The organism is Micromonospora sp. L5 (genome assembly GCF_000177655.2).
In the GTDB taxonomy this organism is placed as follows: Bacteria; Actinomycetota; Actinomycetes; order Mycobacteriales; family Micromonosporaceae; genus Micromonospora; species Micromonospora aurantiaca.
In genome coordinates, this window is the sequence record NC_014815.1 from 528,093 (window position 1) to 553,562 (window position 25,470).

Below are 25,470 nucleotides of genomic sequence, written 5' to 3' on the forward strand. Positions count from 1 at the left end.
GCTATGGCGCCAGCAAGTGTTTTTCGCAGATCATGCAGAGCGCTCGATTCGCCGGGATTCCCGCCGCTGCAACCTCCGGCGGCCCCCGGCGCGTCGAACACCACGGGGAGGAACGAACGTGACGAGACGACGCCTGCTGGGCCTGGCCGCACTGGTGGCGGCGCTGCTGGTGGCCACCGGAGCGGTGGTGACCACCCGGCTGGTGGCGAACCGCCCGGCCGCCCCGGCCGCCGGACCGAGCACCGCGCCGCCGGCCTCACCGACGCCCGCCCCGACCACCGCCAGTCCGACACCCCCGCCCGGCGCCGACCTGAAGGGCCCGCTCAACCTGCTGCTCGTCGGCGTGGACACCCGGGTCAGCATCCCCGGCTGGGAGCCGCACGCCGACGCGGTGCTGCTGCTGCACGTACCGGCCGGGCTGGACAAGGCGTACCTGTTCTCGCTCCCCCGCGACCTGGTCGTGGACATCCCCCCGTACCCGAAGGCCCGCTACCCGGGCGGCCGGACCAAGCTCACCCACGCGATGAGCTACGGCAGCCGGGTGCCGGGCGACAAGCGCAACCCCAGCACCGCCCAGGGGTACGAGCTGCTGCGCACCACCGTCTCCCGCTACACCGGCCTGCGCATCGACGCCGGGGCGGTGATCACGTTCGGCGGCTTCGACAAGCTGGTGGACACGCTCGGCGGGGTGGACCTCTACGTCGACCAGCGGGTCGAGTCCCGGCACCGCCGCCCGGACGGCACCATGCGGACGCTGACCGGCGGCGGCTACACCGGGCCGCAGATGGTCTACGAGAAGGGCACCCGCCACCTGACCGGCTGGCAGGCGCTCGACTACGCGCGGCAGCGCTACACCGCGGGCGGCGACTACACCCGGCAACGGCACCAGCAGCAACTGCTCCGGGCGCTGGCCCGCAAGATCCTCGACCAGGGCACGGCCCGCGACCCGCAGCGGGTCGAGCAGGTGGTGGCCGCGCTGGGCAAGACCCTGGTGTACGCCGGGGGCGGCCGGAAGCTGATCGACTACGCGTACGTCCTGGGTGGCCTGCCGGCCGACCGGCTCACGCTCGTCGTGCTGCCCGGCGCCGGGGTGAGCAGCGGCGGCGCGTACCGGGGTGAGCAGCTCAAGCCGCTCGGCCGCGACTTCCTCACCGCGCTGCGCGGCAGGCGGGCCGACGCGTTCCTGGCCGCCCACCCGTCGCTGCGCGTCAAGAACTAGAGGCCCTACAGCGGCTTCGGGGCGGGCGGGCGCTCGGTGCCGTACAGCCACGGGTCGAAGACCTTCGCCAGCTTCTTGCCGGAGATCCGCTCGGCCAGCGCCACGAAGTCGGCGGTGGTGGCGTTGCCGTTCTTCCGCTCCGCCGCCCAGGTGCGCAGGATGGTGAAGAACGCGGTGTCGCCCACCGCCACCCGCAGCGCGTGCACGGTCATCCCGCCCCGGTCGTAGACCGAGCGGCTGAACAGGTTCGCCACGCCCGGCTTGCCCGGCGGCGTACGCCACACCTGACCGCCGGCGTTCGCGTACCTCTGCTCGAACATGCGCTGAACCGTTGTCGAGCCGCTGTGCTCGGCCCACAGCCACTCGGCGTACGTGGCCAGCCCTTCGTTGAGCCAGATGTCCTGCCAGCGCTGGATCGACACGCTGTTGCCGTACCACTGGTGGGCCAGCTCGTGCGCGACCACGCCGGTGTTGTCGCCCTGCCGGAAGAAGCTCGCCGAGTAGACCGGACGGCTCTGCGTCTCCAGCGCGTACCGGATGCGTTCGTCGGCGATCACCACGCCGCCGTACGAGTCGAACGGGTACGGCCCGAAGACGCTCTCCAGGTAGTCGGCGACCTCGACCGTGCGCGCGACGGACCGGTCCGGCGCCCCCTGGGCGACCTGCGTGGTGACCGCGCTGTAGACCGGCCGTCCCTTGTGCTGCCCGGTGGTGACCCGGAACTTCCCGATCGCCACGGTGGTGAGGTAACTGGCGGCCGGCGCGGTCTCCGACCACTTCCAGGTGGTCCAGGCGCCGCTGGTCGCCTTCCCCTTCGGCACGCCGTTGGAGACCGCCGTGAGTCCCTTCGGGACGGTGATCTCCATGTCGTAGGTGGCCTTGTCCGACGGGTGGTCGTTGACCGGGAACCAGGTGCTCGCCGACTCCGGCTGCCCGAGTGCGATCGCCCCGTCGACGGTGTGCAGCCAGCCGCCCTCGCCCAGCGCCTCGGTACGCAGCGCCTCCGGCCTGCCGTCGTACCGGATCTCGGCGGTGAACCCGTTGCCGGAGGTCAGCCCGATCGCCGGGGTGATCACCAGCTCGTCCTCGGTGCGGCTGTGCCGGGCGGCGGTGCCGTCCACAGTCACCGAGCGGACGGTCAGCCCGGCCAGGTCCAGGTTGAACGCGGACAGGTCGGCGGTCGCGGTGGCCCGCAGCGTGGTGGTGCCGCTGAGCTTGTCCGTCTCCGGGTCGTAGCGCACCTTCACCGTGTAGTGCGCGACGTCGTACCCGCCGTTGCCGTAGCTCGGGAAGTACGCGTCGCCGGCTCCGGCCGCGCCCGGCGCGAAGCTGCGCGAGGTCGCCGGCGCGGGACCGGCCGGGGACGACGGGCCCGGGTCCGGCTCGGCCGAACCGCAGCCGGCCAGCAGCAGCGTGCCGCAGGTCAGCAACCCGATCCGTCGTCGTGCGCCGCGCCGCGTCATCGCCTCGATCCCTCCCGGGGCCCGTTCGGCGGCCCCGTCCACGGGCCGCTCCGACCGCGGCAGCCTACCCAGCGGCGGTCACGCGTGCGTCACGGCAGTCCCGGTGGCGTGCCCCCGACCAGCCAGGCGTCCAGCAGCGCCCGCAGCGGCCGCCCGGACGTTCGTTCGGCGTACCCGATGAAATCGGCAGTGGTGACGTTGCCGTCGCGGTGCTGCGCCAGCCATCCGCGCAGCACCCGGTAGAACGCCTCGTCGCCCACCGCGCGGCGCAGCGCGTGCACCGCGAGCGCGCCCCGCTGGTAGACCGCGTCGCCGAACATCCCGGCCCGGCCCGGGTCGACTGTGGGCCTCGACCAGTCGGTGGCCGCGTAGCGCTCGACGACGGTCTGCGCCACTGTGCGCCCGCCGTCGTGCTCGGCCCAGAGCCATTCGGCGTACGTGGCGAAGCCCTCGTTGAGCCAGATGTCGCTCCACCGGGCCACCGAGACGCTGTCGCCGAACCACTGGTGCGCCAGCTCGTGCGCGACCACCTCGGTGTTCGGCCGGTCCCCGCGGAAGAACGCCGGCCCGTAGACCGGACGGCTCTGCGTCTCCAGCGCGTACCGGATGCGTTCGTCGGCGACCACCACGCCGCCGTACGCCTCGAACGGGTACGGGCCGAAGCGCGCGGCCAGGAAGTCGGCGACCTCGCCGGTGCGGGCCACCGACGCGGCGGCCGGACCGTCCGCGGGCAGCGCCGCGGCGACGGCGGTGACGAGCGGCTTGCCGGCGTGGGTGCCGCTGCTGACCCGGTAGTCGCCGATCACCAGCGTGCTCAGATAGCTGGCCATCGGCGCGCGTTCCGCCCAGCGCCAGGTGGTCCAGCCGCCGCTCGACGTCCTCCCCTCCGGCACGCCGTTCGACAGCGCGGCGAGGCCGTCCGGCACGGTGACCGCGAGGTCGTAGGTGGCCTTGTCCGACGGGTGGTCGTTGACCGGGTACCAGGTGCTCGCCGACTCCGGCTGACCGAGCGCTATCGCACCGTCCGGTGTGGCGTGGAATCCGCCGTCGCCCAGTTCGGCGTTCGGCAGCGGCTTCGGCACCCCGCCGTACGTGATCTCGACAGTGAACCGCCGCCCGGACGGCAGCCCGCCCGACGGGGTGACGATCAGCTCGGCGCCGTCGTGGCGGTGCTTCACCGCCTCTCCGTCCACCCGCACCCGCTCGACGTCCAGCCCGGCCAGGTCGAGCTGGAACCGGGACAGCGCCCGGGTGGCGGTGACGGTCAGCGTGGCGGTGCCGGTGAGCCGGTCGCTCGCGGGGTCGTAGCGCACGTCCAGCGCGTAGTGGCCCACGTCGTAGCCGCCGTTGCCGGCCCCCGGCACGTACGGGTCACCGGCGTCCGCCGCGCCCGGCCGGAACCCGTTGTCGTCGCCGCCGGTGCACCCGCTCAGCGCGAGCGCCGCCGTCACCAGCCCTGCCGCCCAGACCCGCCCCCGTCCCACCCGGCGAGCCTAGACGCGCGACGGCGCGGGCGGGGCCGGAACACGTCCGGGCCGCCGCCCGCGCCGTCGCGCGGTGCTCAGCCGATGCTCAGCGGTCGAGGACCAGCCCGACCTTCTGGAACTCCTTCAGGTCGCGGTAGCCGCACTTGGCCATCGCGCGGCGCAGGCCGCCGAAGAGGTTGAGCTGGCCGTCCGGCTCGTCGGCCGGGCCGAACAGCAGCTGCTCCATCGAGCCGAGCGGCTCACCGGCCACCTCGAACGCCCCACGGGGCAGCGACGGGTGGCTGGCCGCGGAGTGCCACCAGGCGCCCCCGGCCGGCGCCTCCTCGCACAACGACAGTGGCTCGCCGAGCATCACCGCGTCCGCGCCGCAGCCGAGCGCCTTGGCGATGTCGCCGGAGGTCTGCATGTCGCCGTCGGCGATCAGGTGCACGTACCGGCCGCCGGTCTCGTCCAGGTAGTCGCGGCGGGCAGCGGCGGCGTCGGCGATGGCGGTGGCCATCGGCACCCGGATGCCGAGCACCGACTCGGTGGTCGACCAGTCGTCGCCGCCGATGCCCACGATCACACCGGCCGCGCCGGTACGCATCAGGTGCAGCGCGGTCTTGTAGTCGGTGCACCCGCCGACGACGACCGGCAGGTCCAGGTCGGCGATGAACTCCTTGAGGTTGAGCGGCTCGTCGGTGGTGGAGACGTGCTCGGCCGAGACGAGCGTGCCCTGGATGACCAGGATGTCCACGCCGGCGTCGAGGATCACCGGGGCCAGCGCCAGGGTGTGCTGCGGGGAGACCCGTACCGCCACCGTGCCGCCGCCCTCACGCAGCTCCCGTACCCGCTCGGCGATCAGGTCGGGGCGGATCGGCTCGGCGTAGACCTCCTGGAGGCGCTTGGTCGCCCGCGCGTCCTCGCCGAGACCGGCCAGCTCCTCCAGGATCTTGGCCGGGTTCTCGTACCGGGTCCAGAGGCCCTCGACGTTGAGCACGCCGAGGCCGCCGAGCTGGCCGAGCCGGACCGCCGAGGCGGGGCTCATGGTCGCGTCCGAGGGGTGCGCGACGCAGGGGATGCCGAACTGGTACGCGTCGAGCTGCCACGCGGTGGAGACGTCGTCGACGTCCCGGGTGCGGCGGCTCGGCACGATGGCGATGTCGTCCAGGTGGTAGCCGCGCTGCGCGGTCTTGCCCAGCCCGATCTCGACCACGTCACGCATGGGGGACTCCAGGTGGTTTGGGGGTGGTGGTTCAGCGGGAGTGGTAGTTGGGCGCCTCGACGGTCATCTGGATGTCGTGCGGGTGGCTCTCCTTGAGCCCGGCCGCGGTGATCCGGATGAGCTGGCCACGCCGGTGCAGCTCCGGGATGCTCTCCGCGCCCACGTACCCCATCGCGGCGCGCAGCCCGCCGATGAGCTGGTGGGCGACGGCGGAGAGCGGCCCCCGGTAGGGCACCTGGCCCTCGACGCCCTCCGGGACGAGCTTGTCCTCGGCGAGCACGTCCTGCTGGAAGTAGCGGTCCTTGGAGTAGGACTTGCCCTGGCCGCGCGACTGCATCGCGCCGAGCGAGCCCATCCCCCGGTACGCCTTGTACTGCTTGCCGTTGATGAAGATCAGCTCGCCGGGGCTCTCCTCGCAGCCTGCGAGCAGGCTGCCGAGCATCACCGTGTCGGCGCCGGCGACGAGCGCCTTGGCGATGTCGCCCGAGTACTGGATGCCGCCGTCACCGATGACCGGCACACCGGCCGGGCCGGCGGCGCGGGCCGCCTCCATGATCGCGGTGATCTGCGGTACGCCCACACCGGCCACGATCCGGGTGGTGCAGATGGCGCCCGGGCCGACGCCCACCTTCACGCCGTCCGCGCCGGCCTCGACGAGCGCCTTCGCGCCCGCGTACGTGGCGATGTTGCCGCCCACGATGTCGATGGTGACGTCCCGCTTGAGCCGGGCGACCATCTCCAGCACGGCGCGCTGGTGGCCGTGCGCGGTGTCGACGATGACGACGTCCACGCCGGCGTCGACCAGGGCACGGGCGCGCTTGTAGCCGTCCTCGCCGACACCGACCGCGGCGGCGACCCGGAGCCGGCCCGCGTCGTCCTTGGTGGCGTTCGGGTACTGCTCGCTCTTGGTGAAGTCCTTGACCGTGATCAGGCCGCGCAGCTTGCCGCCCGCGTCCACGATCGGCAGCTTCTCGATCTTGTGCTGGCGCAGCAGGCCGAGCGCGTCGTCCTTGCTCACGCCGACCGGGGCGGTGATCAGCGGGGTGCGGGTCATGATCTCGCGCACCGGCGTGGCCGGGTCGGAGACGAACCGCATGTCGCGGTTGGTGACGATGCCGACCAGCTGGCCCTGCCCGTCCACCACCGGCACGCCGGAGATGCGGTAGCGCCCGCAGAGCGCGTCGACCTCGCGCAGCGTGTCGTCCGGGCTGGCGGTCACCGGGTTGGTGATCATGCCGGACTCGGAGCGCTTCACCAGGTCGACCTGGAGCGCCTGGTCCTCGACGGAGAGGTTGCGGTGCAGCACGCCGATGCCGCCCTGGCGTGCCATGGCGATCGCCATCCGCGCCTCGGTGACCGTGTCCATCGCGCTGGACAGCAGCGGCACGGTCAGCTCGATGTTGCGGGTGAGGCGGGTGCGGGTGTTGACGCGGCTGGGCACGACGTCCGACTCGCCCGGCTGGAGCAGGACGTCGTCGAAGGTCAGCCCGAGCGGCACCACCCGGGCCGAACCGGCCGGCAGCTCGGGCAGATGGCCACCCAACTCCCCGCCGTCGGTGCCGGCCGGGATCTCGGTGCTGGGCGAATTCTCCACGATTGCTCCCCTGAGCTGGTCGTACGGGCTGCAGCGAGGCGGCGCGCGGGGGCACCGGCAGGCGCCTGGTGACGGCGCGTCGCCTCATCGTACCCACTTGCCCGTGCGCGCCCGGGAAGCGGCGGGCCCGAGGGTAGGCCGGGCCACAGCACGGGCTGGGGCGGGCTTTCCGGCGGCGCGGGGTCTACGGTGAAGGGGTGCACGACGAGCCCATCGACCCGTTCAACGGCGACCCGGCCGATCCGGCTGCCGGCCTGCACGATCCCGGCGACGACGACGCGCTCGACCCGCTGAGCGAGGTCGAGCGCCAGGACGTCCTGGAGGATCTCGCCGATCTGGAGATCTACCAGGCGTTGCTCCAGCCGATCGGTGTGCGCGGCCTGGTGATCGAGTGCGAGGACTGCCGCGAGCCGCACTACTTCGACTGGGACCTGCTGCGCGGCAACCTGCGCCACCTGCTCAACTCGGGGCGTCCCCGGGTGCACGAGCCGGCCTACGACCCCGACCCGGACCACTACGTGAGCTGGGACTACGCCCGCGGCTACGCCGACGGCGTGCACGACACGCTCACCGAGGGCACCGACGACTCCGCGCAGGAGTGATCCCCGCGCGGGTCAGGCGACCAGGCCGGCCCGGAACCCGGCCGCCACGGCGTGCGCCCGGTCGCGCGCGCCGAGCTTGCGGAACAGCCGCCGGGCGTGCGTCTTGACCGTGTCCTCGGAGACGAACAGCTCCCGCCCGATCTCCGCGTTGCTCTTGCCCTCGGCCATGCCGAGCAGCACCTGAAGCTCCCGCTCGGTCAGCCCGATCGCGCTGCGCGGCGACCGCGCCGGCCGCTGGGCCGCACCGGGCCGGGGCGCCTCCGCGCCGTCGGCCGCCGCCGGGTCGTCCGGGTCCTCACCCCGCTGCACGGGCACCACTGTGGGCAGGCCCGCCGCGTCCACCGGCGCCGTCGCCGGCCAGCCGGGCCCACCCTGGGTACGCCCCGGCGCCGCCGGCCGGGTCGGCCCGCCCACAGCCGCCGCGTCCCGGGCGGTGTCCGCCACCCGGTGCCTGTTGCTCCGCCCGGGGGCGGAGAGCAGCAGCAGCGCCTTGGCGACCGCGCTGGTCAGGTCGTGGTCGGCGTTCTGGATCAGTCCGCGCGCCCCGGCGCTGATGGTGGCCGCCGCCGACTCCGACTCCTCGGCGCCGAGCAGCAGCACCGCCGCCTGCGGGGCACGGGCCAGCACCCGCCGGACGAAGCCGGCGCTGTCCGGACGGGTCAGGGCGGTGTCGGCGAGCACCACGTCCACCGGGCGCTCGGCGAGCCGCAACATCACCTCCGGATCGGAGACGGCCGTCCGGACGACGCCGGACAGCCCGAGCCGCGCCGCCGCGGAGGTCAGATGCTGGGCCGCCAATGGTGTCCGAACGCACACAAGAACACTACGCACAGTGGTCTCCTCTCCGACTCAGAGCAGACCATGCGGAGGTGGGCTCGGGAGGGGGTTCCGGGCAATCATCCGAACTTTTCCGACAGATGGGGCATATGCCGCCGAGTGTCCGAGGTTTTCGATCACAGATGTGTGAGCCGCGGACCGCTCGGGTACCGAGGGGTTCATCCGGAACCGGCATCCCGCGCGGACCGCCGCCCGGTAGCTGGCAACGAACATTCTCCGCGGTGCCGCGCGGGAGGAGGGGTGCTGATGTCGAACGTACGTAGGCTGCCTGGACCGATCGACGAGCTCTGGGACTGGCAGCGGCTCGGAGCCTGCCGTGGCCGCGACAGCGCGCAGTTCTTCCACCCGGACGGCGAGCGCGGCTCCTCCCGGCTGCGCCGCGAGATGGGTGCAAAGTCGGTCTGCCGCGCCTGCCCGGTACGCGCCGAGTGCGCCGCCCACGCGCTCTCCGTACGCGAGCCGTACGGCGTCTGGGGCGGGTTCAGCGAGTCCGAGCGGCTGCGGCTGCTCGCCCTCGGCTGGGAGGACCTGGCCGACCGCCGGCAGACCAAGGTGGACATCGCCCGGCTGGAGGCGCGCCTCGGCCGGCCGCACAACACCGCCGTGCCGGACCAGCGCAAGGTCGCCTGACCGGCTTCACGACCCCCGACGCCGCGCCCCGGACCCCCGGGGCGCGGCGTCGTGTCGTCCCGCCCCGGCCCCCCGCGTGATCAACACCAGCTCGGCGAAATGGCCATATCGCGGAGCCTCTGATGCCACCACTTCGGGGAACTGGTGTTGATCTTTCGGGGTGGGGCGGTCGTCAGGTGACCGTGACCCGCACTGTGTGCCAGCCGGTCGCGCCGTCCGGGGCGACCGGGGCGCGCTGTTCCGTCTGGGTCTCACCGGTCGTGTCGGTCGCCCGCACCTGGAGCGTGTGCTCGCCCGGCGTCGCGTCCCACCGCCAGGACCACTGCACCCAGGTGTCCGCCGACACCGCCGGGGCCGGCGTCGCCTCCTGCCAGGGGCCGCCGTCGACGCGTACCTCCACGCGACGGATGCCGCGGCGCTGCGCCCACGCCACACCGGCCACGATCACCGGGCCGGCGGCCGGGCGGCTGCGGGGCCGGGGCGTGTCGATCCGGGACTGCGTCTTGATCGGTCCCTGCGCGGACCAGCCGCGCGGCACCCAGTACGCGTCGAAGTCGGCGAAGCTGGTCAGCTCCAGCTCGGTGAGCCACTTGCAGGCCGACACGTACCCGTAGAGGCCGGGCACCACCATCCGCACCGGGAAGCCGTGCTGGATCGGCAGCGGCTCGCCGTTCATGCCGACCGCGAGCAGCGCGTCCCGCCCGTCGCGCAGCACCGAGGTGGGCGTGCCGCAGGTCCACCCGTCGACCGCGCGCCCGACCACCTGGTCCGCGCCCTCCTCCGGGCCGGCCTCGTCGAGCAGTTCCCTGATCGGTACGCCGAGCCAGCGCGCGTTGCCGATGAGGTCGCCGCCCACCTCGTTGGAGACGCAGGCGAGCGTCACGTACCGCTCGACCATCGGGCGGGCCAGCAGGTCGTCGAAGCTCAGCTCGATCGGGTTGCGCACCCGCCCGTGGATCCGCAGCCGCCAGGTGGCCGGGTCCACCTGCGGCACCACCAGCGCCGTGTCGATCCGGTAGAACTCCCGGTTCGGCGTCACGTACGGCGCTAGCCGGGGCAGTGACAGGTCGGCTCCGGCCGGCACCTGCGGGGCGGGCACGGCCGGGGCGGGCAGCGTCACCGCCTCCCGGGCCGCCGACACGCCGCGCCGCCCGGCCAGCCAGTGCCCGCCCAGCCCGGCCACCGCCGCAGCGCCGGTGAGCAGCCCGGCGCCGCGCAGGAACCGCCGCCGCGACTCCGCGTCGTCGTCGTGCCGTACCGGCTCCCAGCCACCCGGGGTCCTCTCCTCCCCCGCGAGCGCGGCGACCGCCGGAGGCGGCGCCGACGGCGGCCGGTCCGCCGCGTCGGCCCGGTCGCGCCCGGCCTGCTCCCGGCGTGCCGGGCCGGCGCCCAGCGGTCCGGCCACGAACGCCCAGAGCGTCAGCGCGCCGAGTCCGCCGCCGACCAGGGAGGGCAGCGCGTCGAACGCGTTCGCGCCCGCCCGGGTCAGCGCGGCGGCGACGCCGAGCACGGCGAACGCGGCGACGCCGGCCAGGCCGACCACCAGCCGCCGGGCCGCCGCCAGGCCGAGCAGCGCCCCGAAGGCGGCCAGCAGCAGCGCCGTCCCGACCAGCAGGGCGATCTTGTCGTACGTGCCGAAGACGTCGATGGCGAACTGCTTGACCGGCTCGGGCACCAGGTCGACGACGAGTCCGCCGACGGCGACGAGCGGCGCGGACCGGGGGCCGGTCAGGACCGCCACGGGCTCGGCGGTACCGAGTGCCACCACGGCGGCGACGACACCGGCCAGTGCCGCGCGGCGACGGGAGAGGGTGCTCACGGCGTCCAGTCTGGTCGACCCGCCGGCCCGGCTGCCAATGTCGTCAGCGTTCCGTAAGGGCATACGCGTCAGGGCACACCACCGGGTCGGCGGTGTGCCCTGACGTCGGGCCGTGCGGTCGGGTCAGAAGCCCGGGCCGTGCTGGTGGCCGTGACCGTGCGAGTGGCCGTGCCCACCGGCGGCCGGCTCCGGCTCGGCCGGCTTCTCCACCACGAGGCTCTCGGTGGTGAGCAGCAGGCCCGCGATCGAGGCGGCGTTGCTGACCGCGTTGCGGGTCACCTTCACCGGGTCGATGATGCCGGACTTGGCCAGGTCGACGTACTCGCCGGTGGCGGCGTCGAGGCCGTGACCCCAGTCCTGGGCGACGACCTTCTGCACCACCACGTAGCCGTCGTGGCCGGCGTTCTGGGCGATCCAGCGCAGCGGCTCGACGAGCGCCTTGCGCACGATCGAGACGCCGACCTTCTCGTCACCGGTGAAGCCCAGGTCGTCGTCGAGCGCCGGCAGGATCTGGGCCAGGGCGGCACCGCCACCCGGGACCGTGCCCTCCTCGACCGCGGCCTTGGTCGCGGCGATGGCGTCCTCGATGCGGTGCTTGCGCTCCTTCATCTCGACCTCGGTGGCCGCGCCGACCTTGATCACGGCGATGCCGCCGGAGAGCTTCGCCAGCCGCTCGGCCAGCTTCTCCCGGTCCCACTCGGAGTCGGAGGCCTCGATCTCCTTGCGGATCTGCGCGACCCGGTCGGCGACCTCGGAGGCCTGCCCGCCACCGTCGACGACTGTGGTGTTCTCCTTGTCGACCACGACGCGACGGGCGGTGCCGAGCACCTCCAGGCCGACCTGGTCGAGCTTGTAGCCCAGCTCCGGGGCGACCAGCTCGGCACCGGTCAGGATCGCCATGTCCTGGAGCATCGCCTTGCGGCGGTCGCCGAAGCCGGGGGCCTTGACGGCGCAGACCTTGACGGTCTTGCGCAGCGCGTTGACCACGAGCGTGGACAGGGCCTGGCCCTCGACGTCCTCGGCGACGATGAGCAGCGGCTTGTTGTTCTGGAGAACCTTCTCCAGCAGCGGCAGCAGCTCCTCGATCGCCGAGATCTTCTGGGTGGTGATCAGGATGTACGGGTCCTCCAGGACCGCCTCCTGCGCCTCCAGGTCGGTGACGAAGTTCGGCGAGATGAAGCCCTTGTCGAACTGGAGACCCTCGGTCACCTCCAGCTCGGTGGTGAGCGCGGAGCCCTCCTCGACGGTGATGACGCCGTCGCGGCCGACCTTCTCCATCGCCTCGGCGATCAGGTCGCCGATGGCGGCGTCCTGCGCGGAGACGGTCGCGACGTGCGCGATCGACTCCTTGCCGGCGACCTCGACGGCCTTGCCGAGCAGCGCCTCGGAGACCTTGGCGGCCGCCGCGTCGATGCCCCGCTTCAGGCCGGTCGGGTTGGTGCCGGCGGCCACGTTGCGCAGGCCCTCGCGGACCATGGCCTGGGCCAGCACGGTGGCGGTGGTGGTCCCGTCGCCGGCGACGTCGTTGGTCTTGGTCGCCACCTCCTTGACCAGCTGCGCGCCGAGGTTCTCGTACGGGTTGGTGAGCTCGATCTCCTTGGCGATGGTCACGCCGTCGTTGGTGATCGTGGGCGCACCGAACTTCTTGTCCAGGACGACGTTGCGCCCGCGCGGGCCGAGGGTGACCTTCACCGCGTCCGCGAGGGCGTTGACACCGTGCTCGAGCAGGTGCCGGGCGTCGTCCGAGAAGCTGAGGATCTTCGCCATCAGTATCCCTTCGAAGCGACGTCGCCCCGGCCCGGCGAGCCGGACCGGGGCAACGACACTGATCGGTTGCTTACTTCTCGATGACCGCGAGGACGTCGCGGGCGGAGAGCACCAGGTACTCCTCGCCGGCGTACTTGACCTCGGTGCCGCCGTACTTCGAGTAGAGGACGGTGTCGCCGACCTTCACGTCGATCGGCACGCGGTTGCCCTTGTCGTCGATCCGGCCCGGGCCGACAGCGAGGACGGTGCCCTCCTGCGGCTTCTCCTTGGCGGTGTCGGGGATCACGATGCCCGAGGCGGTGGTGGTCTCGGCCTCGTTCGCCTGGACCACGATGCGGTCCTCGAGCGGCTTGATCGCAACCTTGGTCGCGGTAGTCACGGGCATACCCTCCCGGGTACTTGGTGTCGTTGCCGGCCGGCATGCCGACCAGCGTCAATCTGCCACATGCCACCGGGCGGGGCCGTCGTCGCGGGTGCCGGTCCGCCTGGCGCTCAACCCCCGGGCACGAGGCTCGGGCGTTGGCACCCTCAGGGTGAGAGTGCTAATCGCAGGTTATTCCTCGGCTAGCACTCCGTCAAGGAGAGTGCCAACGCGTCGCCCTCCGTGTCGCGCCGGAACCGGGCCGGGAGAATGAGCGCGTGGATCTCGACCAGCTCGCCGCGCTGCGTACCCCCGAGGGGTCGGCCGCGCTCGCCGCGGCCGAACGGGTGGCCGGCGGCGACCCGCTGGCGGCGGCGGCCGCGCTGCGTTCGGCCGGAATCCCCGGCGGGCTCGCGGCGGCCGCACTCACCCAGGCCGAGCTGCGCCGCCGGGCGGTCGGCAAGTTCGGCGCGGCGGCGGCCGGGATGTTCCTCACCCGGGCCGGGCTGGAGCAGGCCACCCGCCGCGCGGTCGCCGACCGGCGCGCCGCGCGGCTGCGGGCCGCGGGTGTGACCACGCTGGCCGACCTGGGGTGCGGGCTGGGGGCCGACGCGCTCGCCGCGGCCCGCGCCGGCATCTGGGTGTACGCGGTGGAGGCCGACCCGGTGACCGCCGCGATGGCGGCCGCGAACGCCGAGGCGGCCGGGCTGGCCGACCTGGTGACTGTCGAGCGCGGTGACGCCACAGCGTTCGACGCGACAGGGGTCGACGCCGTGTTCTGCGATCCGGCGCGGCGGCGGGCCGGCACCGGGCGGCGTGTGTTCGACCCGAACGCCTACTCGCCGCCGTGGGACTTCGTCACCGGCCTGGCCGCACGCGTGCCGCGCACAGTGGTGAAGGTGGCGCCCGGGCTGGACCACGCGCTGATCCCGGCCGGCGCCGAGGCGGAGTGGGTGAGCGTGGACGGCGACCTGGTCGAGGCCGCGCTCTGGTGCGGCGAGCTGGCCGAGGTCCCACGCCGCGCCACCCTGCTGCGCGAGAAGGAAGGGCCCCTTCTTAACGCCTCCGGTAGTAAAAGGGTCCCTTCCTATCACCTCACCGGGACCGGTGCGCAGGAGGCGCCGGTGGGACCGGTGCGGCGGTTCCTCTACGACCCGGATCCGGCCGTGGTGCGCGCGCACCTGGTCGCCGAGCTGGCCGCCGACCTCGACGCCACGCTCGCCGACCCGTCGATCGCCTACCTGTACGCCGACGAGGCCCGGCCCACCCCGTTCGCCCGCTGCCTGGAGATCACCGACGTGCTGCCGTTCTCGCTGAAGCGGCTGCGCGCCCTGCTGCGGGAGCGGCGCGTCGGCCGGGTCGAGATCCGTAAGCGCGGCTCGGCGCTGGAGCCGGAGAAGCTGCGCCGCGACCTGCGGCTGTCCGGTGACGAGGCGGCCGGTCTGGCGCTGACCCGGGTGGCAGGCGACCCCACTGTGCTCGTCTGCCGGCCGGTTCCGCCCGGCGGTTGACCCCGGCTCACGTTTCCGGCTCGCGGTGTCGCGGCGCGCGGGTTAGCTTGAGCCCGTGGCGGGCCCTGGCACTCCGGCGATCGCGTTGCTGAGCAAGCGGAAGATCGCCCACAGCACCCACACCTACGACGTCTCGCCGGGCGCGCCGAACTACGGCGCGCTCGTGGCGACCGCGCTCGGCGTGGCGCCGGAGCGCGTGTTCAAGTCGCTCGTCACCGAGGTCGACGGCGGGCTGACGGTGGCGGTGGTGCCGGTGACCGGCGAGCTGGACCTGAAGGCGCTCGCCGCCGCGGCCGGCGGCAAGCGGGCGACGATGGCGGAGCGCACGACGGCCGAGCGCGCGACCGGATACGTCCGCGGCGGCATCAGCCCGCTCGGGCAGCGCAAGCGGCTACCGACTGTCATCGACGCCTCCGCGCTGACGCACCCGACGGTGTACGTCTCGGCGGGTCGCCGGGGGTTGCAGGTGCAGCTCGCGCCGACGGATCTGGTGGCGCTGACCGGGGCGACGACGGCGTCGATCGCCACTGCCTGAGCGGCTCGTGACGGTACGTGTGGGAGCGTTTCCGGAACGCGCTCTCCCGGCGGTGTCCCGCGGGTGACAACCGCGTTGCTGAATTGTTACCGCCGCCAACAAACTTCTGACCTCGGCAGTCTTGCGGCGCATGGGAAGCGGGGAATACGTTGCCGGGCACAACAAAACATCACCACTCCCCCACCTCCGAAAGGACCCTGCACATGCGCAAGGGCTTCCTCACCTTCGCGGCCGTCGGTCTTCTCGCGACCGGCAGCATGGCCGCCTGCGGTGACAACGGCGGTTCTTCCGACGAGGCCGGCGGCTCCAACGCCAAGAAGCCGAAGATCGGCGTGATCCTGCCGGACAGCAAGTCCTCCGCCCGCTGGGAGGGCGCGGACCGCAAGTACCTCAAGGCGGCGTTCGACGCGGCCGGCGTCGAGTCCGACATCCAGAACGCGCAGAACGACAAGACCGCGTTCCAGACCATCGCCGACCAGATGATCACCAACGGCGTCAACGTCCTGATGATCGTCAACCTGGACTCCGGCACCGGCAAGGCCGTGCTCGACAAGGCCAAGTCGCAGGGCGTCGCGACCATCGACTACGACCGGCTGACCCTGGGCGGCTCCGCCCAGTACTACGTCAGCTTCGACAACGAGGCGGTCGGCAAGCTCCAGGGCGAGGGCCTGAGCAAGTGCCTGACCGACAAGGGCGTCAAGAACCCGTCGATCGCGTACCTCAACGGCTCGCCGACCGACAACAACGCCACCCTGTTCAAGAACGGGTACGACTCGGTGCTCAAGCCGAAGTTCGACTCGAAGGAGTACACCAAGGTCGCCGACGACTCGGTGCCGGCCTGGGACAACGCGCAGGCCGCCACGATCTTCGAGCAGCAGCTGACCAAGGCCGGCGGCAAGATCGACGGCGTGCTCGCCGCCAACGACGGTCTCGGCAACGCGGCCATCTCGGTGCTGAAGAAGAACAAGCTCAACGGCAAGGTTCCGGTGACCGGTCAGGACGCCACCAAGGAGGGCCTGCAGAACATCCTCGCCGGTGACCAGTGCATGACTGTCTACAAGGCGGTCAAGAAGGAGGCGGACGCCGCCGCCGAGCTGGCCATCGCGCTCGCCAAGGGTGAGCGGAAGGACACCGGCCAGACGGTCAAGGACCCGGAGGGCGGCCGGGACGTGCCGTCGGTGCTGCTGGAGCCCAAGGCCATCTACAAGGACAACGTCAAGGACGTGGTGGCCGACGGATACGTCACCAAGGAAGAGCTCTGCACCGGTGCCTTCGCGAAGCTCTGCACCGACGCCGGCGTGAGCTGACCCACCCGCCTCAGGCGGCGCCGCCCGGCACGGGGTTCCCCGTGCCGGGCGGCGCCCGCGCCGGACGGGATCCGAGACCTCCCTCCGCCCAAAGGAGAACCCCGTGTCCGCAACCCCCCCTGCTGGAGCTACGCGGGATCGACAAGAGCTTCGGTCCCGTCCAGGTGCTGCGTGACGTCGCCTTCGCCGCGCACGCCGGCGAGGTGACCGCGCTGGTCGGCGACAACGGCGCCGGCAAGTCGACCCTGGTCAAGTGCATCAGCGGCATCCACCCCACCGACGCCGGCGAGTTCGTCTTCGACGGCCGCCCGGTGACCATCAACAGCCCTCGGGACGCCGCCGCGCTCGGGATCGAGGTCGTCTACCAGGACCTCGCGCTCTGCGACAACCTCGACATCGTGCAGAACATGTTCCTCGGCCGGGAGAAGCGCAGCGGCATCGTGCTCGACGAGCCGACCATGGAGCAGATGGCCGCCGAGACGCTCGCCGGCCTGAGCGTGCGCACCGTGAAGTCGCTGCGCCAGCACGTGGCCAGCCTCTCCGGCGGCCAGCGGCAGACTGTGGCCATCGCCAAGGCCGTGCTCTGGAACAGCCGGCTCGTCATCCTGGACGAGCCGACCGCCGCACTCGGCGTCGCGCAGACCGCCCAGGTGCTGGAGCTGGTCCGCCGGCTGGCCGACAACGGCCTGGCCGTGGTGCTGATCTCGCACAACATGAACGACGTCTTCGCCGTATCCGACCGGATCGCCGCGCTCTACCTCGGCCAGATGGTCGCCCAGGTGAAGACCACCGACATCACCCACTCGCAGGTGGTCGAGCTGATCACCGCCGGCCGCTCCGGCAGCCTCGGCCTCACCGGCGAGCCGGGCGGCAACGGCGCCGCGCCCGCCGACACCACTCCAGGAGCCGTCCGATGACCGCCATCGTCGTGAAGAAGGAAGGCCCGGCCGGCGTCACCCCGACACCGACCGTCGGCAGCCACGTGAACAACTACTGGCGCCGGGTACGCGGCGGCGACATCGGTGCGCTCCCCGCCGTGGTCATGCTCGTGGCGCTGGCGGTGGGCTTCTCGATCGCCCGCCCGTCGTTCTTCACCGCCGGCAACCTGGCGAACCTGTTCACCCAGGGCGCGGCGGTCACGCTCATCGCGATGGGTCTGGTCTTCGTCCTGCTGCTCGGCGAGATCGACCTCTCCGCCGGCTTCGCCAGCGGCGTCTGCGCCGCGATCCTGGCCAACGTGGTGACGGTACTCGGCTACCCCTGGTACGTGGCGGTGCTCTCCGCCGTCGTCACCGGCGTGGTGATCGGCACCGTGCTGGGCCTGCTGGTCGCCAAGGTCGGCATCCCTTCCTTCGTGGTCACGCTCGCCGGGTTCCTGGCCTTCCAGGGCGTCGTGCTGACGCTCATGGACGAGGGCGCCAACATCGCGGTCCGGGACGACGTGCTCGTGGCGATCGCCAACCGCAACCTCTCGCCCGTGCTGGGCTGGTCGCTCGCTGCCGTCGCCGTCGCCGGGTACGCGGCCGTGCAGTTGCTGCGGCACCGCAACCGTGCCGCCCGCGGCCTGCTCACCGACCCGATCGCGGTGGTCGCCGCGCGGATCGCCGGTCTGGCCGTGATCCTCGGCGTGGCGGTCTACGTGCTCAACCTGGAGCGCAGCCGCAACGTGCTCGTCGTCTCGCTCAAGGGCGTGCCGATCGTGGTGCCGATCATCGCGATCCTGCTCGTCGTCTGGACGTTCGTGCTCCAGCGCACCAGCTACGGGCGGCACATCTACGCGGTCGGCGGCAACGCCGAGGCGGCCCGCCGGGCCGGCATCAACGTCGACCGGATCCGCATCTCCGTGTTCATCATCTGCTCCTCGATGGCCGCGATCGGCGGCATCGTGGCCGCCAGCCGGGCCAACTCGGTCGACCCCAACACCGGGGGCAGTAACGTACTGCTCTACGCCGTGGGCGCGGCGGTGATCGGCGGCACCAGCCTCTTCGGCGGCAAGGGCCGGGTCCTCGACGCCGTGCTCGGTGGCGCAGTGGTGGCGGTCATCGACAACGGTATGGGACTCATGGGATACAGCTCGGGCGTCAAGTTCGTGGTCACCGGCGTGGTGCTGCTCGCCGCGGCGACCATCGACGCGCTGTCGCGTCGGCGGGCCGCCGCCACCGGCACGCGCTGACCCGGGGTACGGGAACACCATGGCAGTGGCAATGCGCGCGGGCCCCAGTCAGGACGAGATCCGTCGGCAGAACCTGGGCGCATTGCTCCGCTATGTACACGTCCACGGCGCCACCACCCGGGCCGAGCTGACCACAGCGCTCGGCCTCAACCGCAGCACCATCGGCGCGCTGACCGCGGACCTGGCCGGCGCCGGTCTGGTCAGCGAGGGGACGCCGAAGGAGACCGGCCGGGCCGGACGACCGTCACTCGTCGTCCGGCCCGAGTCGGGGCGGGTCTACGCGTACGCGTACAGCGTCGAGGTGGACCGGCTGCGGGCCGCGCGGGTCGGGCTCGGCGGTGAGGTGCTCGACCGCCGGGAGATGGACCGGCCGCGCAACCTGGTCGCCGGGGAGGCCGCCCCGCTGCTCGCCGGCGCGGTCAAGGAGATGCACCAGTCGGTGCCGCCGGACGCGATCTGCGTCGGCGCCGGGGTGGCCGTGTGCGGCATGGTCCGCCGGGAGGACGGACTGGTCCGGCTCAGCCCCACCACCGGCTGGGTGGACGAGCCGATCGGTGCGGCGCTCGCCGTCGAGCTGGGGATAGACGTACCCATCACGGTGGGCAACGTGGCCGACGTGGCCGCGTACGCCGAGCACGCCCGGGGCGCGGCGGTCGGCTGCGACAACGTCATCTACATCTACGGCGACGTCGGCGTGGGCGCGGGCATCATCGCCGGGGGCCGGCGGCTGAGAGGGCACGGCGGCTACGGCGGCGAGGTCGGCCACATGGTGGTGGTCCGCGACGGGGTGCGCTGCGACTGCGGCCGGCGCGGCTGCTGGGAGACCGAGATCGGCGAGCACGGGCTGCTGCGCGCCGCCGGCCGGTCCGAGGCGCGTGGCCGGGACGCCCTGCTCGCCGTCTTCGACGCCGCCGACCGCGGCGACGCCCGCGCCCAGACCGCGGTACGGCAGGCCGGCGACTGGCTCGGTTTCGGCGTCGCGAACCTGGTGAACATCTTCAACCCGGAGATGGTCATCTTCGGCGGCACCATGCGTGACCTATACCTGGCCTCCGCGGCGCAGGTACGCAGCCGGCTCAACTCCAACGGGCTGCCCGCGTGCCTGGAGCACGTACGGCTGCGTACCCCGAAGCTCGGTGGCGACGCGGCGCTGATCGGCGCCGCCGAGCTGGCGTTCGAACGACTCCTCGCCGACCCGCTGAACTGATCGGCCCGCCGATCCGTACCAGTGTGCGGACGGGCGGCCGGCTTGCGCGGCCGTCCACGACCCCGCGTACCGGTCCGGACCGAGGAGGCACCGCAACCATGGCATCGCTGGAATCCGCACGCCGCAAGCTGGCGCACCGGGTGGTACTGCTGCTCGCCGCGCTGGGCGCGGGGATCGGCGTCATTCCCGGGACGGCACAGGCCGCACCCAACCCCGGCGTGCAGATGAACGCCGCCGACATGACGCTGCTCAACGGCGTACGGCTGGCCGGGCTGTGGGAGATGCCGGCCGGGCAGATGGCGGCCGAGAAGGGCCAGTCCGCCCGGGTACGCGAGGTCGGCGCGGAGATCGCCAAGCAGCACGCGGAGCTGGACCTGCTGGTGGTCGAGGCCGCGAACAAGCTGGGCGCCACCCTGCCGACGGATCCGACGGCCGAGCAGAAGGGGTGGCTGACCGAGATGCAGAACGCCACCGGCGCCCGGTTCGACCAGATCTTCGTCACCCGGCTGCGGGTCGCCCACGGCAAGATCTTCCCGGTGATCGGCGCGGTCCGGGCCAGCACCCGCGACCCGATCGTGCGCAAGCTGGCCGAGGACGCCAACACGTTCGTCAACGACCACATGACCATGCTGGAGAGCACCGGGCTGGTGCGCTGGCAACAGTTGCCGCCGGCCGCGCTGCCGCCCGCGCAGAGCGACTCGCTCGTCGCCGCCGCCCAGGCCAACGTGGGCAGCGGCGGTGGACTCCAGGTGGGCACCGGTGTGGTGTGGGCGGTGTTCCTGATCGCGCTCGGCACCGGCGGGTACGCGACCTGGCGGCTGACCCGCCGCACGTGACCCCCGGCCGTCGAGCGGGCCCCGGCACGTGTGCCGGGGCCCGTCGCGCGTTCTCAGCCGTGCCAGGAGCGCCACAGCGCGGCGTACGAGCCACCGGCCGCGACCAGCTCGTCGTGTGATCCCAGCTCGGTGATCCGCCCGTCGGCGACCACCGCCACGCGGTCCGCGTCGTGCGCGGAGAAGAGCCGGTGCGCGATGGCGACGACGGTACGGCCGTGCAGCACCGCCGCCAGCGACCGTTCCAGTGCCCGGGCCGCCCGCGGGTCGATCAGCGAGGTGGCCTCGTCCAGCACCAGCGTGTGCGGGTCGGCGAGCACCAGCCGGGCCAGCGCGAGCTGCTGCGCCTGCGCGGGGGTGAGCGGGTGGCCACCCGCCCCGACCGCCGTGTCGAGCCCGTCCGGCAGGGCCAGCGCCCAGTCCAGCGCGTCGACCGCGGCCAGCGCCGCGCGTACCCGAGCCGGGTCGGCGTCCGGCCGGACCATCGCCACGTTGTCGGCGAGCGTCCCGATGAACACGTGGTGCTCCTGACTGACGAGCGCGACATGGGTACGCAGCTCGGCCAGGGGCATTCCGGCGAGCGGCCGGCCGTCCACTGTCACAGTGCCGGCGCTCGGCGCGTGCACGCCCGCCAGCAGCCGGCCCAGCGTCGACTTGCCCGCCCCGGACGGGCCGACCATCGCGAGCCGCTCACCCGGCCGGGGTTCCAGCGTCACGCCGTGCAGCACGTCGTGACCCGGGCGGTACGCGTACCGGACGTCGTGCGCGGCGAGCCGGCCCGCGCCGCCCGCACTGCCCGCAGCGGCGGCGCGCTCGTCCGGCGTGGCGAATGCCTTGGCGCGCTCGTCCGGTTCGGCGGCCACCCCGAGCAGCCGGGCCAGCGAGGCGCCGCCGACCTGGAACTCGTCCAGCCAGCCGAGCAGCCGCTCGATCGGGTCGGTGAGCTGCTGGGCGTAGAGCGTGGCGGCGGTGACCTGGCCGAGGCTGGCCCAGCCCTTCAGGTGGAACCAGCCGCCGATGAGCAGGGTCGCCACCATCGGCACCAGGTAGCCGAACTCGGCCACCGGCCAGAACACGGTCCGCAGGTAGAGCGTGTAGCGCTCGGCCGCGTACGACCGGCTGATGTCCGCGTCGCCGCGGGCCCGGCGGCGGGCCGCCTGCCGCAGCGCCTCGGTGGTCCGCGCCCCCTCGACCGTCTCGCTGATCCCGTCGGTGATGTCCGAGTAGGCGGCGTTCTCCCGCAGGTAGCCCTGCGGCGCGCGGCGCAGGTACCAGCGGGTGCCGGCCCACAGCACCGGCACCGCCAGCAGGCTGGGCAGCGCCAGCAGCGGGCCGGTCAGCACCAGCGCGCCCAGGATCAGCAGCACGGTCAGCGCGGCGATGAGCGTCTCCGGCCCGGCGAACCGGACCGTGCGGGACAGCGCGGCGACGTCCCGCGAGGTGCGGGTGAGCAGATCGCCGGTGCCGGCCCGCTCCACAGTGGCGAGCGGCAGCGCGAGCACCCGGTCGACGAACTCCTCCCGCAGCTCGGCGAGCACCCGCTCACCGAGCCGGGCCGAGGCCAGGTGCGCGAAGCGGACCAGCACCGCCTGCACCACCACGAACGCGGCGATGGCCGCCACGACCCGGTCCACAGTCGTCGCGGCGATGCCCTGGGAGATCCCCTCCACCAGGTCACCGAGCAGGCGCGGGGCGACGAGCCCGGCGCCGGCGGCGAGCGCGTGCAGGCCGAGCGCGACGGCCAGGCCACGCGGGTGACGGCGGATCAGCTCGCGCACGTACCGGCGGACCTGGGCGATGTCGGCGACGGGCAGCGCGTTGCTCATCGGTCCTCCTCCCGGCTCACCGTGGCGGCGTAGCGCGGCTCGCCGGCGAGCAGTTCCTCGTGCCGGCCCTCGGCGACGACCTTGCCGTCCTCGACGAAGACCACGTGGTCGGCGTGACCGAGCACCAGCGGGCTCGTGGTGCAGACGAGCGTGGTGCGGCCGCGGCGGGCCGGGCCGAGCCGTTCGGCGATGCGCGCCTCGGTGTGCGCGTCCACCGCGCTGGTCGGCTCGACCAGGATCAACGTCTCCGGGTCGGCGACGAGCGCGCGGGCCAGCCGCAGCCGTTGCCGCTGCCCGCCGGAGAACTCCCGGCCGCGTTCGGCGACCTCGCCGTCCAGGCCGCCGGGCAGCGCCTCGACGATGTCGGTGGCACTCGCCGCGGCCAGCGCCGCCGCCACGGCGCCGGGCTCGGCCCGGTCGTGCGGGTCAAGCTCCGTGCGCAGCACGCCGCTGAACAGCTGCGCGTCGTTGTCGGCCACCAGGATCCGCTCCCGCACCGTCGCCAGCGCCACGTCCCGCAGCGGTACGCCGTGCAGCGTGACGTCCCCGTCGGCGTACCGGCCGAGCCGGTCGGCGATCTCGGTGGCGTCCTGCGGGGTGGCGGCGGCCAGCGCGGTCAGCCGGCCCGGTCGCAGCACCAGTCCGGAACGTACGTCCGCCAGCTCGCCCGGCCCGGCCGGCACCGGCACCGGGGTGGCCGGGTCGGTGAACTCCGGCGCGAGCCGCAGCAACCGGACGACCCGACGGGCCGCGACGTGTCCCCGGGTCAGCTTGTCGGCCGCCTCGGTGAGGTTGCGCAGTGGGCTGACCAGGAACGCGGTGTAGCCGTAGAACGAGACCAGCTCGCCGGCGCTGATCTCGCCGCGCAGCGCGAACCGGGCGCCCAGCCAGGTCACCAGCACCACGAAGACGCCGGGCAGCAGGATCTGCGCCGCCTGCAACAGCGACTCGACCCGCGCCACCCGCAGCCCGTCCGCGCGCAACGCCTGCGAGCGTTGCCGGTAGCGCTCGGACAGCACCGGCTCGCCGCCGACTCCGCGCAGCACGCGCAGGCCGGAGACGATGTCCGCGGCCCGGGCGGTGAGCCGGCCGGTCGAGTCCCGGTACGCGGCCTGCTGCCGGTGCAGCGGGCGGATCAGCAACGCCACGAGCGCCATCAGCAGCGGCACCCCGAGCACCACCACGAGGCCGAGCGGCTGGGAGGCGCTGAGCAGGATCACCGCCACGGTGACGATGCCGACCACCGAGCCGGCGCCCCGGGCGGTGATGTCGATGGCGCTGCCGATGTGCTCGATGTCGGCGGTGCCGATACTCACCACCTCGCCCGCCGCGACCCGCCGGGGCAGCGCCGCGCCGAGGCGGTTCGTGGCGTCCACCGTGACCTGCACGGTGCGGTAGGCGGCGCCGAGCCAGTTGTGCACCGCGCAGCGGTGGCGCAGGATCCCGGCGACGGCCTGCACCAGACCCAGCCCGAGCAGGGCCAGACTCCAGCGCACCAGCGCGTCCGGGTCGCGTTGGGCCAGGCCGGCTTCCACGGCGCGGCCGAGCACGGCCGGCACCAGCGCCTGGGCCAGCATCCAGATCACGCCGAGCGCGAGCCCGGCGCCGAAGATGACGGGATGTCGCCCGGCGAGCCACACGAGATATCGAGTGGCCGACCGCGCGTCGGGGGTGCCGGGATCGCCGGCCGGTGAGAAGCGCATGGCGCACCGACGCTAGGTGCCGGGGCGACCCGCGCGCCAACCAATTCCGGCGGTCGTGACGACCCTCGCGTCAGCGGTCGACCTGTGTGAAGTCCCAGCTGTGCGGCGGGCGGGCGATCAGGCGCGCCGGCGGCTCGGGCAGATCCCGAGGGCTGTTCCGCCACTTGGAGATGACCACCAGCCGGTGGTCGGTGGAGGAGAACACCTCGCTGGAGACGTGCATCGGGTCGTGCTCGAACTCGGGCAGCGCGGTCTCGCAGACCCAGGTGATCAGGTCGGCGAAGCCGTACGGCTCGGCCTTGGCCTCCCACATGCGGACGATCATGTCGGTCCCCTCCCCGCTCACACGCTGACCACTGTCAGCGGCATCGCCGAGTCGGCCGGCAGGTCCAGCCGGCTCGGCGCGACGCCCGCGGCGACCAGGTGGGAGCCGAGCGCGGCCACCATCGCGCCGTTGTCCGTGCAGAGCTTCGGCCGGGGCGTACGCACCCGGATGCCGTGCCTGCCGGCCCGTTGCTCGGCCATCGCCCGCAGCCGGGAGTTGGCCGCCACTCCGCCGCCGATCACCAGCGTGTCGATGCCGCTGCTGCGGCAGGCGTCGATCGCCTTGCCGACGAGCACGTCGCAGACCGCCTCCTGGAAGGATGCCGCCACGTCGGCGACCGGCACCGGCTCACCGGCCCGCTGCCGCGCCTCCACCCAGCGGGCCACAGCCGTCTTCAGGCCGGAGAAGGAGAAGTCGTACCGGTGTCCGACCAGGTCCTTCGCGGCGGTCAGCCCGCGCGGGAAGGCGATCGACGCCGGGTCACCGGCGCGCGCCTCGCGGTCGATGTACGGCCCGCCGGGGAACGGCAGCCCGAGCAGCCGGGCCACCTTGTCGAACGCCTCGCCGGCGGCGTCGTCGATGGTGGCGCCGAGCGGGACCACGTCGCGGGCCAGATCGTCGACGCGCAGCAGCGAGGAGTGCCCGCCGGAGACCAGCAGCGCGATCGCGGGCTCGGGCAGCGGGCCGTGTTCGAGCGTGTCCACCGCCACATGCGCGGCAAGGTGGTTCACGCCGTACACCGGCTTCTCCGCCGCGACCGCGTACCCCTTGGCGGCGGCGACCCCGACGAGCAGTGCGCCGGCCAGGCCCGGCCCGGAGGTCACGGCGATGGCGTCGATGTCGGCGATGGTGACGCCGGCTTCGCGCAGAGCCCGGTCCATGGTCGGCACGATGGCCTCCAGGTGGGCGCGGCTGGCCACCTCGGGCACCACGCCGCCGAACCGGGCGTGCTCCTCGACGCTGGAGGCGAGCGCGTCGGCGAGCAGCGTGTGCCCGCGCACGATGCCCACGCCGGTCTCGTCGCAGGAGGTCTCGATGCCGAGGATCAGGGGTTCGTCAGCCATGCG

The 25,470-nt window shown here is 73.2% G+C and carries 22 protein-coding genes; 10 read left to right on the forward strand and 12 right to left on the reverse strand.

Annotated elements, in window-relative coordinates; genetic code table 11:
- The first annotated feature begins 118 nt into the window (after positions 1 to 118).
- Positions 119 to 1,219, forward strand: a complete 1,101-nt coding sequence (locus tag ML5_RS02600; protein WP_013473644.1) for an LCP family protein — start codon at positions 119 to 121, stop codon at positions 1,217 to 1,219.
- Positions 1,220 to 1,224: 5 nt separating this feature from the next.
- On the opposite strand, the gene ML5_RS02605 is transcribed toward ML5_RS02600, so the two are convergent.
- The 4 genes from ML5_RS02605 to guaB form a co-directional block, all read right to left on the reverse strand.
- Positions 1,225 to 2,682, reverse strand: a complete 1,458-nt coding sequence (locus tag ML5_RS02605) for a M1 family metallopeptidase (protein WP_013288537.1) — start codon at positions 2,680 to 2,682, stop codon at positions 1,225 to 1,227.
- Positions 2,683 to 2,771: 89 nt separating this feature from the next.
- The gene (locus ML5_RS02610; RefSeq protein WP_013473645.1) at positions 2,772 to 4,166 is read right to left on the reverse strand and encodes a M1 family metallopeptidase; all 1,395 of its coding nucleotides are present in this window, start codon (positions 4,164 to 4,166) and stop codon (positions 2,772 to 2,774) included.
- Between the two features lie 88 nt (positions 4,167 to 4,254).
- Positions 4,255 to 5,373 carry a GuaB3 family IMP dehydrogenase-related protein gene (locus tag ML5_RS02615; protein ID WP_013473646.1) on the reverse strand — a complete coding sequence of 373 codons (1,119 nt, stop codon included), beginning with the start codon at positions 5,371 to 5,373 and terminating at the stop codon, positions 4,255 to 4,257.
- A gap of 31 nt (positions 5,374 to 5,404) precedes the next feature.
- The gene (gene guaB / locus ML5_RS02620; protein ID WP_013288540.1) at positions 5,405 to 6,967 is read right to left on the reverse strand and encodes an IMP dehydrogenase; all 1,563 of its coding nucleotides are present in this window, start codon (positions 6,965 to 6,967) and stop codon (positions 5,405 to 5,407) included.
- A gap of 197 nt (positions 6,968 to 7,164) precedes the next feature.
- Here guaB and ML5_RS02625 point away from each other — a divergent pair, with 197 nt between their 5' ends.
- Positions 7,165 to 7,569, forward strand: a complete 405-nt coding sequence (locus ML5_RS02625; protein WP_013288541.1) for a DUF5319 domain-containing protein — start codon at positions 7,165 to 7,167, stop codon at positions 7,567 to 7,569.
- A gap of 12 nt (positions 7,570 to 7,581) precedes the next feature.
- Here ML5_RS02625 and ML5_RS02630 read toward each other — a convergent pair whose 3' ends face one another.
- Positions 7,582 to 8,400 carry a response regulator transcription factor gene (locus tag ML5_RS02630; RefSeq protein WP_013288542.1) on the reverse strand — a complete coding sequence of 273 codons (819 nt, stop codon included), beginning with the start codon at positions 8,398 to 8,400 and terminating at the stop codon, positions 7,582 to 7,584.
- 252 nt (positions 8,401 to 8,652) lie between these two features.
- Here ML5_RS02630 and ML5_RS02635 point away from each other — a divergent pair, with 252 nt between their 5' ends.
- Positions 8,653 to 9,036 (forward strand): WhiB family transcriptional regulator, encoded by a 384-nt coding sequence (locus tag ML5_RS02635; protein ID WP_013288543.1) that lies wholly within the window; start codon positions 8,653 to 8,655, stop codon positions 9,034 to 9,036.
- 172 nt (positions 9,037 to 9,208) lie between these two features.
- On the opposite strand, the gene ML5_RS02640 is transcribed toward ML5_RS02635, so the two are convergent.
- The 3 genes from ML5_RS02640 to groES all read right to left on the reverse strand — a co-directional run bounded on the left by ML5_RS02640 (position 9,209) and on the right by groES (position 13,007).
- Positions 9,209 to 10,855 (reverse strand): sulfite oxidase, encoded by a 1,647-nt coding sequence (locus ML5_RS02640; RefSeq protein ID WP_041784059.1) that lies wholly within the window; start codon positions 10,853 to 10,855, stop codon positions 9,209 to 9,211.
- A 123-nt stretch (positions 10,856 to 10,978) separates the two neighbouring features.
- A complete protein-coding gene (gene groL / locus ML5_RS02645; RefSeq protein WP_013288545.1) occupies positions 10,979 to 12,622 on the reverse strand; it encodes a chaperonin GroEL in 1,644 nt (547 codons plus the stop codon).
- 70 nt (positions 12,623 to 12,692) lie between these two features.
- Positions 12,693 to 13,007, reverse strand: a complete 315-nt coding sequence (gene groES, locus ML5_RS02650) for a co-chaperone GroES (RefSeq protein ID WP_018222648.1) — start codon at positions 13,005 to 13,007, stop codon at positions 12,693 to 12,695.
- A gap of 254 nt (positions 13,008 to 13,261) precedes the next feature.
- Between groES and ML5_RS02655 the strand changes: the two genes are divergently transcribed.
- From ML5_RS02655 to ML5_RS02685, 7 genes are all read left to right on the forward strand, one after another.
- Positions 13,262 to 14,494: a methyltransferase domain-containing protein gene (locus ML5_RS02655; RefSeq protein ID WP_013473648.1), complete on the forward strand. Its 1,233-nt coding sequence runs from the start codon at positions 13,262 to 13,264 to the stop codon at positions 14,492 to 14,494.
- A 55-nt stretch (positions 14,495 to 14,549) separates the two neighbouring features.
- Positions 14,550 to 15,029, forward strand: coding sequence for a Cys-tRNA(Pro) deacylase (ybaK, locus tag ML5_RS02660; RefSeq protein ID WP_013473649.1), 480 nt, complete (start codon positions 14,550 to 14,552; stop codon positions 15,027 to 15,029).
- A 203-nt stretch (positions 15,030 to 15,232) separates the two neighbouring features.
- Positions 15,233 to 16,336, forward strand: coding sequence for a sugar ABC transporter substrate-binding protein (locus ML5_RS02665; protein WP_013473650.1), 1,104 nt, complete (start codon positions 15,233 to 15,235; stop codon positions 16,334 to 16,336).
- Between the two features lie 122 nt (positions 16,337 to 16,458).
- Positions 16,459 to 17,253: an ATP-binding cassette domain-containing protein gene (locus tag ML5_RS02670; RefSeq protein WP_201766732.1), complete on the forward strand. Its 795-nt coding sequence runs from the start codon at positions 16,459 to 16,461 to the stop codon at positions 17,251 to 17,253.
- The gene (locus ML5_RS02675; RefSeq protein WP_013473652.1) at positions 17,250 to 18,509 is read left to right on the forward strand and encodes a sugar ABC transporter permease; all 1,260 of its coding nucleotides are present in this window, start codon (positions 17,250 to 17,252) and stop codon (positions 18,507 to 18,509) included. Before ML5_RS02670 ends, ML5_RS02675 begins: the two co-directional genes overlap by 4 nt.
- 31 nt (positions 18,510 to 18,540) lie before the next feature.
- Complete coding sequence (locus ML5_RS02680) at positions 18,541 to 19,716, forward strand: ROK family protein (protein WP_030269402.1); 1,176 nt, start codon at positions 18,541 to 18,543, stop codon at positions 19,714 to 19,716.
- A gap of 98 nt (positions 19,717 to 19,814) precedes the next feature.
- The gene (locus tag ML5_RS02685; RefSeq protein ID WP_013288552.1) at positions 19,815 to 20,552 is read left to right on the forward strand and encodes a DUF4142 domain-containing protein; all 738 of its coding nucleotides are present in this window, start codon (positions 19,815 to 19,817) and stop codon (positions 20,550 to 20,552) included.
- Between the two features lie 53 nt (positions 20,553 to 20,605).
- Here ML5_RS02685 and ML5_RS02690 read toward each other — a convergent pair whose 3' ends face one another.
- From ML5_RS02690 to tsaD, 4 genes are all read right to left on the reverse strand, one after another.
- On the reverse strand, positions 20,606 to 22,375 hold the full coding sequence (locus ML5_RS02690) for an ABC transporter ATP-binding protein (RefSeq protein WP_013473653.1): 1,770 nt from the start codon (positions 22,373 to 22,375) through the stop codon (positions 20,606 to 20,608).
- A complete protein-coding gene (locus ML5_RS02695; protein WP_013288554.1) occupies positions 22,372 to 24,078 on the reverse strand; it encodes an ABC transporter ATP-binding protein in 1,707 nt (568 codons plus the stop codon). Before ML5_RS02695 ends, ML5_RS02690 begins: the two co-directional genes overlap by 4 nt.
- Before the next feature lie 70 nt (positions 24,079 to 24,148).
- Positions 24,149 to 24,403 carry a hypothetical protein gene (locus ML5_RS02700; RefSeq protein WP_013473654.1) on the reverse strand — a complete coding sequence of 85 codons (255 nt, stop codon included), beginning with the start codon at positions 24,401 to 24,403 and terminating at the stop codon, positions 24,149 to 24,151.
- 17 nt (positions 24,404 to 24,420) lie between these two features.
- On the reverse strand, positions 24,421 to 25,467 hold the full coding sequence (gene tsaD / locus ML5_RS02705; protein WP_013288556.1) for a tRNA (adenosine(37)-N6)-threonylcarbamoyltransferase complex transferase subunit TsaD: 1,047 nt from the start codon (positions 25,465 to 25,467) through the stop codon (positions 24,421 to 24,423).
- Between the last annotated feature and the right edge of the window lie 3 nt (positions 25,468 to 25,470).